Genomic DNA, 16,455 nt, shown 5'->3' with positions numbered 1-16,455 from the left:
GGGTTCGAAAGCCGCCTTTAGTTACTGGGGACGAGGACGAGGGCGACTTCGCCGTTGGACGCGGCCTGGGCCAGCTCGGCGGCCTTGTCGCTGTCGACGATCAGCGTGACGGGCAGGTTGGTGCTGCTGACCAGTTCGTCGCCCTTCTTCTGGTCGCCCGCATAGCTGACCTGCGCCTTGTCGACGAGCAGGGTGTTGTTGCCCGTGGACGAACCGCTCTCGCCGGAGCTGGAACCGGTGCTGCTGCCGACGCGGTACGCGGCCACGACGTCACCGTTCTCGAGGCCGGTCGGGTACTGACCCTCCTTGAGGGAGAGGCCGACGGTCGCCTTACCGGCTTCGAGCTTGCTCCCGCCGCCGAACATCTCACCCACGGCGACGACCCCGGCGGGGATGGTGCTGACGGCCTTCAGCTTCTTCAGCTGGTTCAGCTGGGACCACGGCACGTAGTGGATGCCGGCGTCCTCGGCGACCAGGACGGACGTCGTATTGGCCGTGCTCACCTGCCCGCCGGCCGGAATCTCCGCCGTGATCTTCACGACCTCGATCCGGTCCCCGGCCTGCAGCACGAGCGTGGTCGCGCCCAGCGCACCGACCAGGATGAGCAGCACCGCAAGCGCGGCCAACGCGGGCTTGCGCTCGCGAGGCGGCGTGGGAAGCCGGTCACCGACCGACGGCTGAGCCGGCCCCGCGGAACGACCCGCGCCCGCCCCCGTACGCTCCTGGATCTTCACGCAACCGCTCCCCGTACACCCAAGAAATCGTCTGCCAATTTCTTTGCATTCATTGCAAATCCGGACACTCCCCCTGTCGTCCCGTATGCGGGACGCGCCGGACATTGGGCCCGAGCCGGGCAATTGGCCGACGCGGAGGCGAGTGTCAAGCGATCGAACGGTATCAGCCGCACATAGGCCCCTCAAGGCGAGCGGAGACCCGTGAAGCACGCCACACCCGCCGTTATCCAACTGCAACTGGCGGCTAAGGCAGCCCAGTTGGCCACAGCCCCCGAGTGGGCCCCTTCCGGTGTGCGGCCGCGAATCTGTTGCCGCTCTGTCATCTTGCCCACCTCGACTCACCACAGACCCTTCGTCACCTACCGGCCATGAGGCCTGCACGACTTGCTCACGAAGGGACGGATCGCGCATGGGTCGCCCGCATGCCGTGATCTTTGCTCGCCGCGAGGACGAGGGACAGCGGATGACGGGCACGAGGGGCGGCTGTTGCGATGGATGGGCCGAGTCCACCGCCGAAGTCACGGTCGACAAGCAGGCCTGCGCGCCGTCGGCGTACCCGATGAACCAACTCCCCCTCGGCACACCGCAGGCCGACCTCAGGCGCGTCCTCTCAAAGGGCAACCTGAGCGATGCGGCTGCCGGCATCACGCTGACCACGTGTGCGGCCGGGAAGGCCGAGTCGGCCCGCGGCCGGCCGGCAGAAGGCAGTGGACTCAGAGCGCGGGCCCCCGCCCGGGAGGGGCCTGTTTCCACGGTCACCGCAATGGGTGAACCGCACGCATATGCCAGACGGTCCGAGGCCGCCGAGGACCTGTTCACGGAGGGACCGGCCCGACTCCAACCGGGACAAGGGCAGTGACAGGGACTCGGCAGCCACACGGACGTGCCTCCTCGCCGAAGGCGATGAGGCCACGGATGGTTGGCCCCTCCTAGCGATTGACCGCCTGGATCTCCTTGACCGTCACATCCTGCTCGACCGTCGACAGCCCGTCCGGCAGCCCCGGCTGCCGCGCGGGACCGTCCGGGTCGGCCGAGTCGGTCCAGGTCACCTTCCAGGTGATCGACGCCTTGAAGGGGTAGGTGCCGTCGCCGGAGGAGCGGCGGTACGTGACGTTGCAGCCCGCGTCCTTGCTGTCGACGGTGTAGCCGCCGTCGCCCTTGACCAGGTCGTACGTGCACGTCTGCGGGTCGGCGTCGGCGGTGCCGGCGTCGACCTTGAGCGCCACAGGGGTCGCCACGGTCGTCGCGGCCATCTGGACGCCCTGGTAGTTGATGCTGGCCGTCGTCCACACCCGGTCGAAGTCGCCCTCGAACGTCACCCGCGTACCGAGGTTCACGATGAGCCGGTCCGCATTCGGACTCAGCACCACCGGCGGCTTGGGCAACTTCGTGGAGTTGTAGGCAAGTTCGGAGAGGATCTCCGGCGTCAGCTTGTTCGGGTCCGGCTGGGGATCGACCGGCGGGACCCAGATCTCCCAGTTGTCCGTGGTGACCGGGCAAGCCTCGGTGTAGGTGTCGTCACGGAACTTCACCTGCCACCACAGACCGTCGTCGCCCTTGTGGTACTTCTCCCCGTCCCGCTTCTTTGCGTAGCTCGCCGCGGGCTCACCGGCGCCGTCGTACGCGGACTTGATGAACTTCTCGTACTCCTCCGACGTGTACATCGGCTCGTACCAGCACACCGGGGGCTTCCAGTTGGCGTTGGAGGAGGTGGCGGTGGTGCTGGAGCCGCCCGAGCCGGTCTTGCTCTGGTGGATCTGGATGTGGGCACCGATGGTGCCGTTGCCGGAGTTGGCACCGGAGTCGGTGTCGGTGTTGTCGGTGTTCCCCGTGCTGCCGCCACCGCCACGGGTGTCGTCCGCGTACGCCGGGAAACTCATCCCCAGCGCCATGACGAGCCCGATGGCTGCGGCCGTCCGCAGAACCGGACGAACGGCCCCTGTTCCTATCCCTGCACGCACGAGGCGTCCCCCTTCTTCCAGCTCTGCCGCGTCACCTGCCAGTCGCCGGCCGTGTCCTTCGACGCCTGAAGCGTGTACAGGACGTAGCTGTTGTCGCTCGGCGAGGTGCGCAGCACCTTCTTCGACTTGATCTCCTTGCTGAATGCCTTGCTCTGGTCCTCGCAGTAGGTGACGGCCGCCGTCTTGCCGTTCGCGACGTCCGTGACCTTGAAGTCGTAGTACCGGTAGTCACCCGTGAGGGTCAGCCCGTCCTTCTTGAAGTCCGCGACCTGCCCGGTCCAGTAGGTGAGGGCCGACCCGGCGAAGTAGCGGTTCAGGTTGGCGGCCTGGCTCTTCCCCTGCGCGAAGGCCTCGATGTTGGCCTGCGCGGAGTACGCCGTGTCCCGCAGAATCGCGTCCTTCGTCGCGTCGCCGGTCGAGCTCCGGTCCACGGAGACCGTGAGGCCGGACGGAAGGTCGAAGGTCGGCACATTCTTCTCAGCCGAAGCGGAAGCGGACGGCGAGGCGGAACTGCTTTCCTCCGACCCGGCCCCCTTGATCTTGTCGTTGGCGGAGCCGTTGCCCGAATCGCTGCTGCAACCAGTCGCAGAGAAGGCGACGGCAGCAAGAAGGCCGGCCGTGGCCGCCCTCTGTCGCGTGGTCAGCATGACGTTCGTCCCCCGAGGTAGATGATCTGCGTGCCATGGGATGTTCCCACGATGGGCGTGTGCGGGGCCAAGTGCCCCATGGGACTGATGCGACTCTGTGAACTTCGTGAAGCCGCCTTCACAGCAAAGGCACTTGATGCATCCGCCGCAGGACGGCTAATCGCCCAGCCGGTCCATGAGCCTCCCCGGCGCCGAGATCAGCGCCCCTCGTAGCGACAGGTTGCGCGTGTACACGCCCTCGAACAGGACGGCGAGGCTGATGTCCACGGAGTCCACGGCTCCATGCGCCGTTCCGGAAATACTCCTAGGGTCCGTCCAACTGGAACGGGCCATGACGATCCGGGACTCTGGTCGCTCCAGCACGTGGTGCCGCCGGTTCCCCTCCTCCCGGTACCGGTACTCCCGCCCCACGGCCCAGATCCTGAGCGCCCGACCGCCCCTGCTCGTCCGGAGGGTCTTCCGGGAGAAGGCCGCGTCCTGCCCAGCGACACTCAGCCGCCCCCGGGCGAGACGGGGCCGCCCGCCGTACGGCAGCCCCGTGAAGGCGGACACCGGGATGTTCTCGCCGGTCACCATCGCACCCTTGCGGCTGCTCCGATCAGCAACAGAAACGGCCTCAAGGGCGGGAACGACAAGCTCCACCGGACCCAGCCGACCGACGTCACCTCGCCAGAAGGACACCTGGTGCTGATTCATTGACGTCACTGTGTTCGTGAACCGTTGAAGCTCGAACGTAAACCCGTTCATGTACCTTTCACCCGCTCTAGTCGAAGAGTCCGCCGATGGCATTGCCGATGCTCTTCGCACCGTCCGCCAGCTTGCTGGCCCCCTCACCGATCTTCTTACCGGCCCATGCTCCGGCGTCGGCGACTTTCCCCGGGAACTTCTTGACCGTGTCCCAGTTGTCGACGATGGTGGCGACCCCGTAGACGGCGCCGGTGACCACGGCCGCGCCGATTGTCACCGGGTTGGGTGCGATCATGGCTGCGGTCAGCGAGGCGTTGAAGGCGACGCCGGACACCTTCGCGACGTATCCGGCCTTGTCCCGCTTGAACGCGTCGACAGGATTGCCCTCCTGATAGACATCGAACGCGCCGATGCCCGTGGCCACGATGCTGCCGCCGATACCGGCCGCGCGCCAGAAACCGGCCGTGCGCATCGCCGCTCCGGCTCCAGAGGCGAAGGCACCCGCGCGGCCCGCCCCGGCCGCCTTGCTCAGCGCAGAGGCGTTCTTCCCTACCTTGAGCAGGTTCGCTTCCCAGGCGAACTGCTTTCCGGCAAGAGCAGCAAGACTGTCTTTTCCGGTAAGTACGTTGAGAATCGGAGCGGGGGTGCGTGCACCGATCCTGGCGCCGATGCGGGCGATGCTGCCGGGAATGTAGGACGGCGGCCGCCCCTTGAGGATCTGCGCGAGGGTCGTGCCGGGCGCCTTCAGGAACTTGACCTCACCAGGGGTCTTAAGGCTCTTGAAGTACTTGACCAGGCCGAGGGTGCCCGCGGCAGTCATCTTGAAGGCACCCGGGACGGTCGAGGCGAGGGCAGTCAAGTTGATGTAGTCGCCGACCACCTCGCCGAGGTTTTCATCGCCGCTCACCTTGGCGACGGCATCCCCCGGAATGCGCTGCAACCAGTCCTGGTATGTCTCACCCGGCTTGCGCTTCAGCCAACCGGCGTCGAACTTGTCGCCGTTCGCGACGGAGGCATTGGCTATCAGCATGGCCTCGGGTGAGAGGGTGGCACCCTTAAGCTCCTCCGGCTTGAACCCCGCGTACAGCGCTGCGGCCTTTGGATCGCCCTGCTCGGCATAGAGAACGGCTGCCCGCCGCCGCAGGTCGACAGCCGTGTCATCGGCCCAGTTCCTCATCGGCTTCAAAGAGCTCAGCTTGCCACCCACGCCGAGGCGGGAGGCCCGGGTGAACGCCTCGTCCAGCTTGTCCCGCAGGTTGCCTCTCCCGTCGAGCAGCTTGGCGAGGTGCTCGAGGTCCGACGGATTGGCCATGCGCTTGTCGCTCATTTTTCCCCGTGATCGTGTGCTGCACTGAGAGCAATGACTGTTACTCGAAGGCGAAGGCCTCAGGACGCCTGGGACTGCGTGGAGGCGAGCTGCTCCCCGTCCGGAAGCAGATCGGTGATCAACTGCCAGAGCTCCTTCGCCGAGGTGCGCCGCACCCGCAGCTCGCTGCTCGCATCCACCTGGCCCTCGGCAATGGGCTCGGCCGGCAGCTCACGCAGCCAATAGCCCTCGAGCCCGCAGTCCCATACCGCGAGTGCCGAGACTGCGAGTTCACTCCCGCTCGCTTCCGCCCCCTGCCAGGCCACGGTGATCCGCCACATGCAGTTCAGATGGGCCAGCACCTCGGCCAGCCGCACGGGCGCTCCGGCCGTCTCGGCCACGGCCTCCGGCTCCTCGAACTGCCCTGCCTCCATACGTGCAATCACGTCGTCGAGGGTGCCCATGGTCGAGGCGATGACCTCGCCGGAGTCGACCTCGGCGGTGAAGTCCCGGTGCAGGTCCACCATCCGGGCCAGGGCCCAGACAAGCGTCTCCGGCTCCGCGGGGACGTACTCCGACTCGGCCTCGCCGGGCCAGTTCTCGTGCGTGAAGATGAAGTCGTCGCCGACGACGGCACCGCTGCTCGTGACGCCCTGCGGGCCGGTCATCTCGACGCGGGCGATGACCCGCGGCTCCATCAGCGTGGAGACGAGCGGGTAGAGATCGGCCGAGATCTTGCCCTCGGCGTCGAGGACGCCCGCCTCCGTCAACTCGCCGTACGCCTGAGCCAGCTCGTCCGGGATCCGGCCTTCCTCCACCAGCAGTCCCAGCACGCTGACGTGGGAATCGGACAGCCGCAGCCGGCGCCGAGCCGCATCTATCGAAGGCATTCTGTCGTGTCCCCCTGAAATCCAGAGATCGTTGAACCGGTCAGAGATCGTTGAACCGATTGAGGAAACGCCCGGGCAGCGACACCAGCGCGCCGGACATGGAGAGATTGCGCGTGTACACGGCCTCGAGAACGAGCGCGAGACTGATGTCGAGGGCGTCGGCTTCACCGATACAAGTCCCGGTGATGGTCCGCGGATTGGTCCAGCTCGACCGCTTCACCCGCACCCCGGCACCGGGCCGGACCAGCTCGTGACTGCGCTTGTTGCCCAGCTGCGCATAGGTGTACGTACGCCCTTTGACCCTCATCCGAAGGGCGCGACCCTTCCGCCCGGGCCACCACACATTCCGGCTGAGCTCCGCGGGATCCCAGTCGACCCGCAGTTCGCCCCTGGCGAGCAACGGACGCCGCAGGTAACGCAACCCGAGATACGTGGTGAGCGGGAAACTCTCCCCGCTCACGGCCACCTCGCAGTACTCGGCCGGATAGTCGCTGTGCTCGGTGGGGAAGGCCAGCTCGATACGACCGAGCCCCTCAACCTGCCCCACCCACGAGAAGACCTCACCCCGAGGCCCTTTGGCGGACGCCGCCGCACGCTGAAGCTCGAAGGAAACTCCGCTCATACGCCCGACGCCTCTCGTTTCTCTCCGCACCCCCGAAGCAGCCGAAAGGGACTTACCGGAAAAGACCCCCGCACCTCGGGCAAGCAACCGCAGCGCAGACCACCCGCCCCGCATCAAGCCACAGTAAAGCCACAGTAATCAATACGCATAGCGCACCCCACGCGGCCCCCTCACGACCTGCGCGCGAAGCCCGCCTGACAGGCAGTTGGCGTCATGCAGCGTCACGTCAGCCCTCGTCGACGGCAACCTGAAGGAACTCCGCCGCGTACGAACCTGGACTGGCACAAGGACTGCCAAGCCTCGGCAAGCCGAAGGTCAGGAGCGCCTCCTCTTGAGCTGGTGTTCGCGGAGTGGGCCGATCTCGGACAGGCGCCGCCGCCCAGCACAGAAGCGAGCTGACCCGGTCACCACGAACGGCCTTGCTGGGGCGCAGCCGAAGTCGCTCTCCTGTCAGGAATTCAGGTCCATGACTCCGACACCAAGACCGTCGTACAACTCTGGCTCGACCGTTGCGACGAGCGCCCCCACGGGAAGCATCTGGTTCGGCCGGGCGGCATGCACCGCCGCCGCGGCACCGAACGGGACGCCGTCGCGGCACAGTTCGGCTACGGTCACGGCCATCGTGTAGTCGTCGTCGATCAGGTGCATCACGTCGACCAGCACGCCGGCGTGCTCGACGATCCCCCCACGCTCACGCTCCGCCTCCAGGAGACACAGGATGGGCACCCAGAGCCGAACGTCACCGCTGGCCGCAGCCGCGTGAATGAGACCGGAGACCTGCTTGTTGCCTCCCATCGCAAGGAGGGTCGGGGAATCGAGGACATAGTGTTCGACCTCGTTCAACGGGACGACTCCGCATCTGCCAGAGCAGCACGGCGAGCAGCCGCGGCCTCACTCATCTTGCGCCGCATCTCGGCGGACTCCTCGTCCGTGACGTAATGCCCGAACCGCTCGGCAAGCAGAGCACGGGTGCGATCGGCCCGCGCCTTGATCTGCTCAGGAGTCAGAGTCTGAGCAGCTATTTCCTGCATGAGGGCCCGAAGGCTGGTACCGCGCGCCTCAGCCACGGCGGCAAGCTGGTCACGGACTTCAGAGGGCACGCGGATCATGACGTCAGACACGCACCGAGTATACGTGACGTATACGCTTCCCGGCTCCCGTCCGCGAACCCGTTGCCAGCGGAGCCTAGGTGTCGTCGCGATCTACAGGCTCGCCAGTTTCGGGATAGGCAACGAAGGTGCCCTTCGCGGGGAGCGTGACCACGAGACCGCGTTCGCGGAGTTCGCGGGTGGCGCGGCGGGCAGTCAGATGCGCGACTCCGTACTCGGCGGCAAGATCACGCTCACCCGGCAGTCGAGCACCAGGCCGGAGCTCCCCTTTGGCGATCCGTTCAGCGATGTGATCGGCCATCTGCATGTAGACATACGCGATCTTGTTGGGGTCGATCGGCGACTGTCCGGGATCTGGCGTCATATCGAACAACGTACGACGCCACTCGGCTCCACATACCAACGGAGCGCGCCTAACCGCTATACACCTCCCAGCATCACCCTGTAGCGTGCCTGCCTAAGTGAAGACCCCGGCGACGGAGGCAACCGTCCCGGGGCGCGGCCAACGCTAGTTAGGAGCGTCAACATGCTGGACCTTACTCTCCGCGCCCTCGCCTGGGTGCTGAGCATCTGCACCCCACGCCCAGGCGGCCGACACCGCCTCGGCGCACTCCCACCCCTCCGCTTCATCCCCACGCCACCACCCCGCTTCACCGAGCTCCTCGACGGCGACGCATCACACCTCGTGCGCCCCTACGTCCTGGACCCCGCCGAACTCCGCCGCCAACGCGAACGCCGCCGAGCCGCCCGCCTGGCGACTCTCGGCATCGACGTAGGACCGAAACGGATCCACGGCGTACGAGTACCGGCGACCCCCCGATGACGCGCCCCGCCGTGCGGATGTGCGCCCGCTGCCAACGCACCACGGACGAACCAGTCCTGGTTCACGAGGTCCACGCCGCGACGGGCCCCGGCTTTAACGTGTACGCATGCCCGGAGTGCGCCACCTATTACCCGCCTCTGACGGACGTACTCGAGCTCCTGGCAACAGCCCCCCGCCAGTCCCGCCTCACCCTCCACGTCTACAAGATCGACACCGAGGGCACCGTGACCGAAGATCGAGGCAGGGTCGAAATCCTGGCCGGCGGGCGCGCTGAGCCGTTGCCGTGGACGTCGGCGTATCCGCCGTGCGCGTGCCAGAGGTGCAAAGCGCAGCGATAACGAAACGGAATCCCGCAACGAGGACGGCCACGGACGCAACCAGCCAAGCGTCCGTGGCGGTCACCTCCTGGGGCACGATCAGGCCACAGCGCACGTCAACAAGAGCCCCATACGCCCCTAATTGCCCTCACTCGTAGGGAAGTTCGCGCTGGCGAAACCGGGAACCCCACAGATACCGTCTGTGCCACTGACTGAACTTCTGTATCACGGGGAGCCCATGTGAAGCGCCGCCCTTTGCCCGTTGCTGCCGCGCTCGCCGCGACCGCAGCCCTGCTGCTGACGGCCTGCGGCAGCAGCGACGGCGATTCGAAAGCCAACGACAAGATCGAGGGCGCCGACTCCGGCGACACCGCATCCGCCTCGCCGAACGCATCGGCAACGAGCTCGGTGCAACGCCCCAACGTCACCCTGCCCTCGGACTTGCAAGATACGTTCGAAGACTGGAAGACGGGTGATTCCTCCAAGGACGCACTGCTGGCCGATGTCCAGGGCGCTCAGACCGCGACCGACTTCGCGATCACCCAGGGCAGCACCAAAGAATCGGCTTTGTCCTTCTACTACCAAGGTGACGCGCTGGTCACCACGTCGGAGTGGGTCCAGACCTTCATCGACAAGGGCCTGAGCATCACCGGCAAGATCAGGTACTTCGCGCCCCGGGTGACACTGTCCAGCGACACGTCCGGGTCTGTTCGCTACTGCTCCGATGAGAGCCAGGCTTTCAGCAAGACCCGCAAAACCAACAAGACCAACAAGACTGCGGTGACGGACGATTCGTACGTCCTTTACAACGTCAAGGTCGAGAAGAACAAGCAGGGCGTGTGGCAGACGACGGATGGGCTGTCAGACAGGGGGAACAAGGCGTGCACTCCGTGAGGCTTCGCCTTGCCGCAACGCTCGGCACGACCGTCGTGCTGGCTACTACGTCACTGATACTTCCGACCACAGCTGTCGCCACCATCACTGACGACTCCCAGTACGAAGACGACACCGGCGCCGGCTCCCACAACCAGGAGATCAGCTCCCAAGTCAGTTTCGACCTGTCGAAGAACGGGAGCGGAAAGTCCACCGGCACGGTCACGGCCGTGGGTAACTGGACTCCACCTGCATGCTGGTACGAGCCGAAGTACACGCCCGAAGCCAAAGAGCAGCAGTACAAGGATCTCGTCAACACCCCACTCTTCTCTGGGAAGAAGGAGGCTCAGGAGGGATTCGAGAACCGATTCATCAAGGGCCATCCTTATACCGACTTCAACAAGGAGAAGAGCGGCGAGGGGATGTTCTGGACCTCGGCCCGAGATGACAGCCGTATCGGCGACGATGCAATCTGGGCCTGCGACAAGGCCGACTTCTGGGTTGACAACGGCGAAACTCCGGACGTGGAGAACGCCATTGATGCGGAAACACTGGCCGGACTCGCCTACAGCCGGATCCAGGTCCCCGACACCAAGGTCACCCTCGCTCCTGAGCAGAGTACGAAGGTCAACCTCCCCACCTGGGCCTGGCTCGACGCGACGGACTTCCACGAGGTGTCCGTGACCGCCTCCCTCGATGTCGCCGGCTGGAACCTCTCAGCCACGACGACCGCCAAGCCCGTCTCCCTGAAGCTGGAGCCCGGTACCGCCGACGCGACCACCTACCCCGCGAACGGCGAATGCACGATCAACGCCGACGGCTCCATCGGCGAGCCGTACGCCGCAGGCAAGGCCGCCAAAACTCCGCCCTGTGGTGTCACCTACCTTCGCTCTTCCGGCGGCGGAGCCTACAAACTGAAGGCCACCGTCACCTGGGAGATTACTTGGAAGGGCTCCAACGGCGAGGCAGGAAAACTCCCCAATGGCGTCTTCGGAACGACCCAGGACATCACGGTCCAGGAGATCCAAGCAGTCAACCGCTAAGGGCTGTCCCGTAAGTTCTGGCCGTCTGCGGTCCCATGGTCAGCCGAAGATGAGCTCAATGTCTTTGTCCAGGCAGAACTTCATGACGGTGACCAACTGGCGGGTGTCGTCGATGCGTCGTTGGAGAACGGGGTCACTGCCATCGTGTTGCAGCTGGTCGATGACCGCTTCCAGCCGGGGCAGCATGGCCGCACATTGAGCGGGCGTGAGGTCCGGACCGTCGTCATCTGGATGATCCAGGAGTGGTGCCAGAGTCGTTGAGACGCTGCTCCACGGGCGGTCTCCGCCGAAGCCGTACATCTCGGAAAGGGTGAACCCCTCGGCCTGGGCCAGCCACTCCCTGAACATGTTGAAGCCGGTGTAGGACCAGGAGATGTCCGGACTGGTCACATCGTCGTCTCCGGGGAAGAGCGCGAGTCCCATCCTGTCCTCCTTGCTCGTCCGGTGCTCAGGATCGGTCGTGGGGAGTGTGTCGGCAACTGAAATGATCTGCCACATGGTTGGTGTGATCACGGCGTCACAGTCGTCCTGGATAGCCCCGTTCACCGGGCTGAGTCCGCGCTGCTTCGGCAAGTTGGTGACCATGCTGCGTCGTGACGGGGCTGACGCGGCCCGCAGGGGCCGGCCGTGGAGCTGTCGTTGGAGGACCGGGTGCTGCTGATCGCAGCGTACTGGCGCACGAACTTGACGATGCGCCAACTCGCCCCGCTCTTCGGCGTCTCGAAGTCCGCGGCTGACCGCATCATCGACCACCTCGGGCCCCTGCTCGCGCTCCAGCCCCGGAAGCGGTTCCGCAAGGACACCGTGCTCATTGTGGACGGCACTCTGGTGCCCACTCGCGACCACTCGGTGGCCGAACAGTCGAAGAACTATCGCTACTCCACCAACCATCAGGTCGTCATCGATGCTGACAGCCGCCTGGTCGTCGTGGTCGGTCGGCCGCTTCCCGGCAACCGCAATGACTGCAAGGCATGGGAGGAATCCGGGTGCAAGTCCGCCGTCGGCAACACGATGACGATCGCCGATGGTGGCTACCCGGGAACCGGCCTGGTCATGCCCCACCGGCGTCGCAAGGGCGAAGAACTACCTGCCTGGAAGCAGGCACACAACAAGTCCCACAAACAGGTACGCGCCCGCGTTGAGCACACCTTCGCCCGGATGAAGAGCTGGAAGATCCGGCGCGATTGCCGTCTCAAGGGCGACGGAGTCCATCACGCCATGCTCGGCATCGCTCGCCTGCACAACCTCGCCCTCGCCGGATAGGCGAGCGGACCGCACCGCGACCGACCCCACTCCCGGCGAGTCAAAGTTCATTTACGGGACAGCCTTTAGGAACGACGCCGACACCCCGCAGCCTCCGCACCGTCCCTTCCCGGCTGCACACCCCCGGGCCGCGTGGAATACCCTCTCCGGCGTCCCGCTCGGCCTGGCTCTCGTGTGTGCCGGGTACGCCGCACTTGAAATGGGGCCATGCGTTCGTGCGGGACGTAGCGAGCACCTGACGAGCTCGCTCGATCATCTGTTGGGCTCGCTGAGGGGCGTGAACGAGTACGGGGACAACAACCCGGCGCCCGAGCACAGCCACCACACCGCCGTCGCGCTGCCCCTCACGACTGCCGCCGTACTGACCTCCGCGGCACTGATCGCATTCGTCACCGTCGCGGCGGCGCGCCGCCAGAGGGCGCCCTCACCTTCGCCCCCCAGTCACCGCACCCGCCACCCGGCCCAGCCGAATGTGGTGACCTGTAACGGTCGAGGTCAGTTCCCCATCTGGCAGGGACCGTTCGCCGACGAGTCCACGGCCACCGCCCAGCAGAATCCTCCCGCCGAGCCAGAACGCGTCCCGCGACCCCGACGGGCATTGTGGCTGGCCGGAGAAGAGCGAGGGAAGCTTTCAAGCGCGGTAGGCGGCGATCGGCACCCACCAGGACCAACCAACAGTATGTGCAGGCCGCGATAGCACTGCTGATCGCAGCACACCGGCCTCGGAGAGTGTGGTCAGCCCAGCCGCCCGGCTAGAAATCGACGCTCGGTGTCCGCTTCTGCCTGGGTGACTTCCTTCGGGTGCGAAGCGCGCTGCCTCTGCACCTCGGCCAGGAAGTCATGCGCCTGCTTGGACAGGTCCGCATTGGCTCCGTGCAGATCGCTCCCCCAGGCCCGGGCATTGGGACCGACCCAGACGTCGCCCTTGCCGGCGGCCATCTGCCTGTCGGCGGTCTTGAGCGCATCGGCCACGGTAGCGATGTCCTTGGACACCTCTTGGTAGAGCTTGTCCAACTCCTGCCATACGGGGCTTGGAACCTTCTTTTCAGCCTGGTCAGTCATCGCTACCTCCCACAGGGGCCATACCGTCGATGCTCTTGGTTCGCTGAACCGGCGCCTCATTCGCAGACTGCACCTATGGCTTATCGAATGCCGTGGGGACCGGAGATGCCGATGCCTGAGAGCTTTTATAATTGTCCGATACGTTGGCGTAGTCACCTGTGAGCGCACCCGCAGCCTTGCCCACCTTCACGCATTCACTCCGCTCCTGCACTCGACCGAAATTCCATCGACTGGTGACGGTATGAGCTCAACGCTGATGACATTCCCAGTTGCCGAACGGTGAAATCCACTGAAGGAACTCAAGCCCCAGGGCATGGCCAACAGGAAAGCGGCCGGGGCCATCGCCGACGCATCATCAGCCACCCACCAGGTTCTTGGTCGTCATAGCGACCTTGCGCAAAGTCGTGACCCCATAACACCGGCGACCTTATTTTCTACCGCCGGATCCTTGTGCCATGAAGTGCATACGCCACGTTAGACACCCGGCTTGGGGAACGTCGTAGGAATGGGAGCCGCGTCCTTCTTCGAACTCTCATAGACGTCCGTTTTCGGGCCGTAGCTGTCCACCAGTCTATCCGTTATCGAACCCACATCCACGCACTTGCTCTGTACCTCGAATGCCACTGTCGCGGTGTCGCCAGAAAATTCAGGCGGCAACAACTCCGCCTTAATGCCGCCCTTTGTCGCGGAACGGTGAAGCCCCTGTGACAGATGCCAGCCGACGCGCGAGAAGCGTGCGGCCACTGCTGATGTGAGTTGCTCCTCCGTTTCTTTACTTCCCTTACTGTCCCGGGAATCGAGTATGGTCCTGACGGTATAGCGCACCAATTTTTGGTCGTTCTTTTCGCATCGCGCGAATGACCCGTCGGCACCCGTCGTGAACGCCGCGTCGTCAATCGAGCTATAGAGTTGCCAATAGGTCTCGGCAACTGACCGCCGGGTTTCGTTGGCTATTTTCTTACCATCCGCTTCACTCGGCCTGTTGCTGCCACTTGAGCAGGCACTGATGGTCACCGCAAGAAGGACAACGGTTAGCAGCCATCGCCGCATCACGATGCACCTGCCAAATCCTGACCGTCGTGGCGACCGAGATCACGTGTAGTGAATCCGTCGTCCCCGGCGATCGACTGCCCTACTGCAGGGTCTTTCAGCCAGGCGTTATAGGCCACCCTCTGAGCCGCCTGCTGATCAGCCGACCCAGACAATTCTAGTAGCCCTCGCGAGTTAAGAAACTCAGGACAGTTGTACTCTTTAGCGTATTCCGCCGCGTCCCCGGTCCAAGTAATTCCGTCAGGGGTGGTAACCGGCTTGAACCTCCCACCCTCCACGACATATTTGTTCGCTGCTTCCCTCTGCCAGTCGTGAGCCCAGGTGACATCCTTGGGCGGAGCAGGTTTAGGGGCATCGCCATCCGGCCAGAACGCGTCCGTAGTAAGGTGAATCACATCCTTGACAACGGTCACCGTGACAGTCTTGGCAGCGCCCTGTGGATCTAGAGCGACGTCGATCACGGTGTCTGCTGCCGTATTGGCCTGCTCTTGAAACTTACTCTTCCATTCGTCTGCTCCTTCCTTTTGGTCGTGCACCATTTGCTGGTAAACATTGTCCGCCTCCTGGCTGAAAAATCCCTCAATTACCCCGGATGCGTGCGTCGCTACCGGATTTTTCGGGTTATCACTGGACAACGCATCAGCCTGCTGCGCAGCATAGACCAGCAATTTTGCACCTGCATCTGCATTTTGCATTGCCTCGCCGGTGAAGGCCTGCCACTCTTCCGAAGTGACAGTGACATGTCCCTTGCCCAGGTCCATGTCTGTGAAACCGGGGTCGGTCAATGAGGCCTGAAGGTCCGGGAAGTAGTGGGAGATATCCTTGGCAAAAACAGCCTGCACCTCTGAATGGGTATGCTCCCCGTCGTGGCTGGCGTAATACTGAATGAGCTTCTTGGTGTTGTCCGCGGCTACGTTTTCATCCGCGCCCATCCCGTTCAGCGTCCCCGCCGCAATTACCCCGGCAAACGCCTTCGCCTGGTAGTCCGGAAGTCCGCCGTGGTGGTCGGAGTCATCCTTCATCCAGGCCGGAATGACGTCCATGTTGTCGTGCAGGAATTTGGTGGAGGCCGCAGGGTCGGTGCCCATGGCCTCCCAGACCTGCTTGCCGTACATGTAGTTGGCTGGCGCAAGGCACTGTTTGCCGAGGTTTGCTACGACGTCCGTCGGAAAGTCGGCGTAGGCCAGGAGTCCGGACAGGTGCTGCAGGTCCTCGTTCCCGTGGTCGTCCTTGAACGACGTTCCGTTCCGCATGGCGGTGGCGACCGCCGTCGCCAGAATGCGTGTTCCGGCTTCGGGGTTCTCGGGGTTGTACATCATAGGGCCGTCCTGCAGCCGGTAGAGCGCCGTGTCGCCGAGTTCGTCCATCGCGGCCTTGCAGTAGTCCGGGTCGGTCTGGTTGGCCTCGAGTTTCTTCATGTACTCGTCGAGATCCATGTCCCCGTCCTTGTAGGCCTTCGCGTCCTTCTTTGCGGCCTTCTGGGCTTCGGACTGGGTCTTGAACCTGCCGATGTCGCCGGCGCCGGCGGAGACCATGCCGCCGCCGAGACCGATCTCCTTGTTCCGCCTCTCCTCATCCATGGCCAGGCTGTGTCGGCGGCGGAGCATAGGGAGTTGATCGTGCGCCCAGCTGAGGTGCTTGGTCATCTTCGTCAGGCGAGAGGTGTCCATCTGAAGTCGCCGCACCTGGCTCATCCAGCTGTTGATGCGTGGCTGGCCCGCCGCACCACCATCGCCGGAATTGGTGTTGATCACCTTGATCAAATCACCAAGTCTGTCCGGGTTGATGCCGCGGAAGTCTCCGCCGCCGTCGTCCGGGCGCATGCACTTCCCCCTAGGTCGGTGTTCAAGCGCGTGAAGTTGTTGGGTGATGCCGCAGCCGTGACGCTGTGCGACGTCAGACTTACAGACGCTATCTGTCGTGCGCATGGTTTCGCCAGTGCGAACGGTCTTTTCGTCAGCCAAGGAGTGGGGCTAGGGCCTGTTCTGAGTTGAGATCACGGATCGGTCATTCCCGCTTCGGGAGGGTGCTGGATGCGGTAGACCGGTTGCGTGACTCGTGGTGATCT

At 64.6% G+C, this 16,455-nt stretch carries 17 protein-coding genes and 1 pseudogene; 4 read left to right on the top strand and 14 right to left on the bottom strand.

From position 1 onward, the window contains the following. Positions 1-17: 17 nt before the first annotated feature. The 10 genes from ACFY16_RS40025 to ACFY16_RS39980 all read right to left on the bottom strand — a co-directional run bounded on the left by ACFY16_RS40025 (position 18) and on the right by ACFY16_RS39980 (position 8,320). Positions 18-734 carry a hypothetical protein gene (locus tag ACFY16_RS40025; RefSeq protein WP_390652163.1) on the bottom strand — a complete coding sequence of 239 codons (717 nt, stop codon included), beginning with the start codon at positions 732-734 and terminating at the stop codon, positions 18-20. 929 nt (positions 735-1,663) lie between these two features. Continuing rightward, positions 1,664-2,614, bottom strand: a complete 951-nt coding sequence (locus tag ACFY16_RS40020) for a hypothetical protein (protein ID WP_390652162.1) — start codon at positions 2,612-2,614, stop codon at positions 1,664-1,666. Positions 2,615-2,679: 65 nt separating this feature from the next. Next, positions 2,680-3,165, bottom strand: coding sequence for a hypothetical protein (locus ACFY16_RS40015; RefSeq protein WP_390652161.1), 486 nt, complete (start codon positions 3,163-3,165; stop codon positions 2,680-2,682). Positions 3,166-3,498: 333 nt separating this feature from the next. Continuing rightward, positions 3,499-4,038, bottom strand: coding sequence for a hypothetical protein (locus tag ACFY16_RS40010; protein ID WP_390652160.1), 540 nt, complete (start codon positions 4,036-4,038; stop codon positions 3,499-3,501). A 67-nt stretch (positions 4,039-4,105) separates the two neighbouring features. Then, positions 4,106-5,356: a mucin-2 gene (locus ACFY16_RS40005; RefSeq protein WP_390652159.1), complete on the bottom strand. Its 1,251-nt coding sequence runs from the start codon at positions 5,354-5,356 to the stop codon at positions 4,106-4,108. Between the two features lie 59 nt (positions 5,357-5,415). Next, a complete protein-coding gene (locus ACFY16_RS40000) occupies positions 5,416-6,225 on the bottom strand; it encodes a hypothetical protein (RefSeq protein ID WP_390652158.1) in 810 nt (269 codons plus the stop codon). Between the two features lie 40 nt (positions 6,226-6,265). Further along, on the bottom strand, positions 6,266-6,847 hold the full coding sequence (locus tag ACFY16_RS39995) for a hypothetical protein (RefSeq protein WP_390652157.1): 582 nt from the start codon (positions 6,845-6,847) through the stop codon (positions 6,266-6,268). 450 nt (positions 6,848-7,297) lie between these two features. Continuing rightward, complete coding sequence (locus ACFY16_RS39990; protein WP_390652156.1) at positions 7,298-7,690, bottom strand: hypothetical protein; 393 nt, start codon at positions 7,688-7,690, stop codon at positions 7,298-7,300. Then, positions 7,687-7,968: an Arc family DNA-binding protein gene (locus tag ACFY16_RS39985; RefSeq protein WP_390652155.1), complete on the bottom strand. Its 282-nt coding sequence runs from the start codon at positions 7,966-7,968 to the stop codon at positions 7,687-7,689. Before ACFY16_RS39985 ends, ACFY16_RS39990 begins: the two co-directional genes overlap by 4 nt. A gap of 64 nt (positions 7,969-8,032) precedes the next feature. Then, on the bottom strand, positions 8,033-8,320 hold the full coding sequence (locus ACFY16_RS39980) for a winged helix-turn-helix domain-containing protein (RefSeq protein ID WP_390652154.1): 288 nt from the start codon (positions 8,318-8,320) through the stop codon (positions 8,033-8,035). A gap of 162 nt (positions 8,321-8,482) precedes the next feature. On the opposite strand from ACFY16_RS39980, the gene ACFY16_RS39975 reads away from it, so the two are divergent. From ACFY16_RS39975 to ACFY16_RS39965, 3 genes are all read left to right on the top strand, one after another. Beyond that, a complete protein-coding gene (locus tag ACFY16_RS39975) occupies positions 8,483-8,779 on the top strand; it encodes a hypothetical protein (protein ID WP_390652153.1) in 297 nt (98 codons plus the stop codon). A 557-nt stretch (positions 8,780-9,336) separates the two neighbouring features. After that, positions 9,337-9,990 carry a hypothetical protein gene (locus tag ACFY16_RS39970; RefSeq protein WP_390652152.1) on the top strand — a complete coding sequence of 218 codons (654 nt, stop codon included), beginning with the start codon at positions 9,337-9,339 and terminating at the stop codon, positions 9,988-9,990. Beyond that, the gene (locus ACFY16_RS39965; RefSeq protein ID WP_390652151.1) at positions 9,936-11,012 is read left to right on the top strand and encodes a hypothetical protein; all 1,077 of its coding nucleotides are present in this window, start codon (positions 9,936-9,938) and stop codon (positions 11,010-11,012) included. The genes ACFY16_RS39970 and ACFY16_RS39965 overlap by 55 nt, the downstream gene beginning before the upstream one ends. 39 nt (positions 11,013-11,051) lie before the next feature. On the opposite strand, the gene ACFY16_RS39960 is transcribed toward ACFY16_RS39965, so the two are convergent. After that, entirely contained in the window at positions 11,052-11,597 is a 546-nt protein-coding gene (locus ACFY16_RS39960) for a hypothetical protein (RefSeq protein WP_390652219.1), read from the bottom strand. On the opposite strand from ACFY16_RS39960, the pseudogene ACFY16_RS39955 reads away from it, so the two are divergent. Continuing rightward, positions 11,509-12,275: pseudogene (locus tag ACFY16_RS39955) on the top strand (transposase). The gene ACFY16_RS39960 and the pseudogene ACFY16_RS39955 overlap by 89 nt on opposite strands. A gap of 735 nt (positions 12,276-13,010) precedes the next feature. On the opposite strand, the gene ACFY16_RS39950 reads toward ACFY16_RS39955, so the two are convergent. The 3 genes from ACFY16_RS39950 to ACFY16_RS39940 form a co-directional block, all read right to left on the bottom strand. Beyond that, positions 13,011-13,337 carry a hypothetical protein gene (locus ACFY16_RS39950; protein WP_390652150.1) on the bottom strand — a complete coding sequence of 109 codons (327 nt, stop codon included), beginning with the start codon at positions 13,335-13,337 and terminating at the stop codon, positions 13,011-13,013. Between the two features lie 474 nt (positions 13,338-13,811). Then, positions 13,812-14,351: a hypothetical protein gene (locus ACFY16_RS39945; RefSeq protein WP_390652149.1), complete on the bottom strand. Its 540-nt coding sequence runs from the start codon at positions 14,349-14,351 to the stop codon at positions 13,812-13,814. Between the two features lie 35 nt (positions 14,352-14,386). Beyond that, the gene (locus tag ACFY16_RS39940) at positions 14,387-16,210 is read right to left on the bottom strand and encodes a hypothetical protein (RefSeq protein ID WP_390652148.1); all 1,824 of its coding nucleotides are present in this window, start codon (positions 16,208-16,210) and stop codon (positions 14,387-14,389) included. Between the last annotated feature and the right edge of the window lie 245 nt (positions 16,211-16,455).

This window comes from Streptomyces sp. NPDC001315 (assembly GCF_042896175.1).
In the GTDB taxonomy this organism is placed as follows: domain Bacteria; phylum Actinomycetota; class Actinomycetes; order Streptomycetales; family Streptomycetaceae; genus Streptomyces.
Note: the sequence above shows the minus strand (reverse complement) of the source record. Positions and strands in the feature narration are given on the sequence as shown.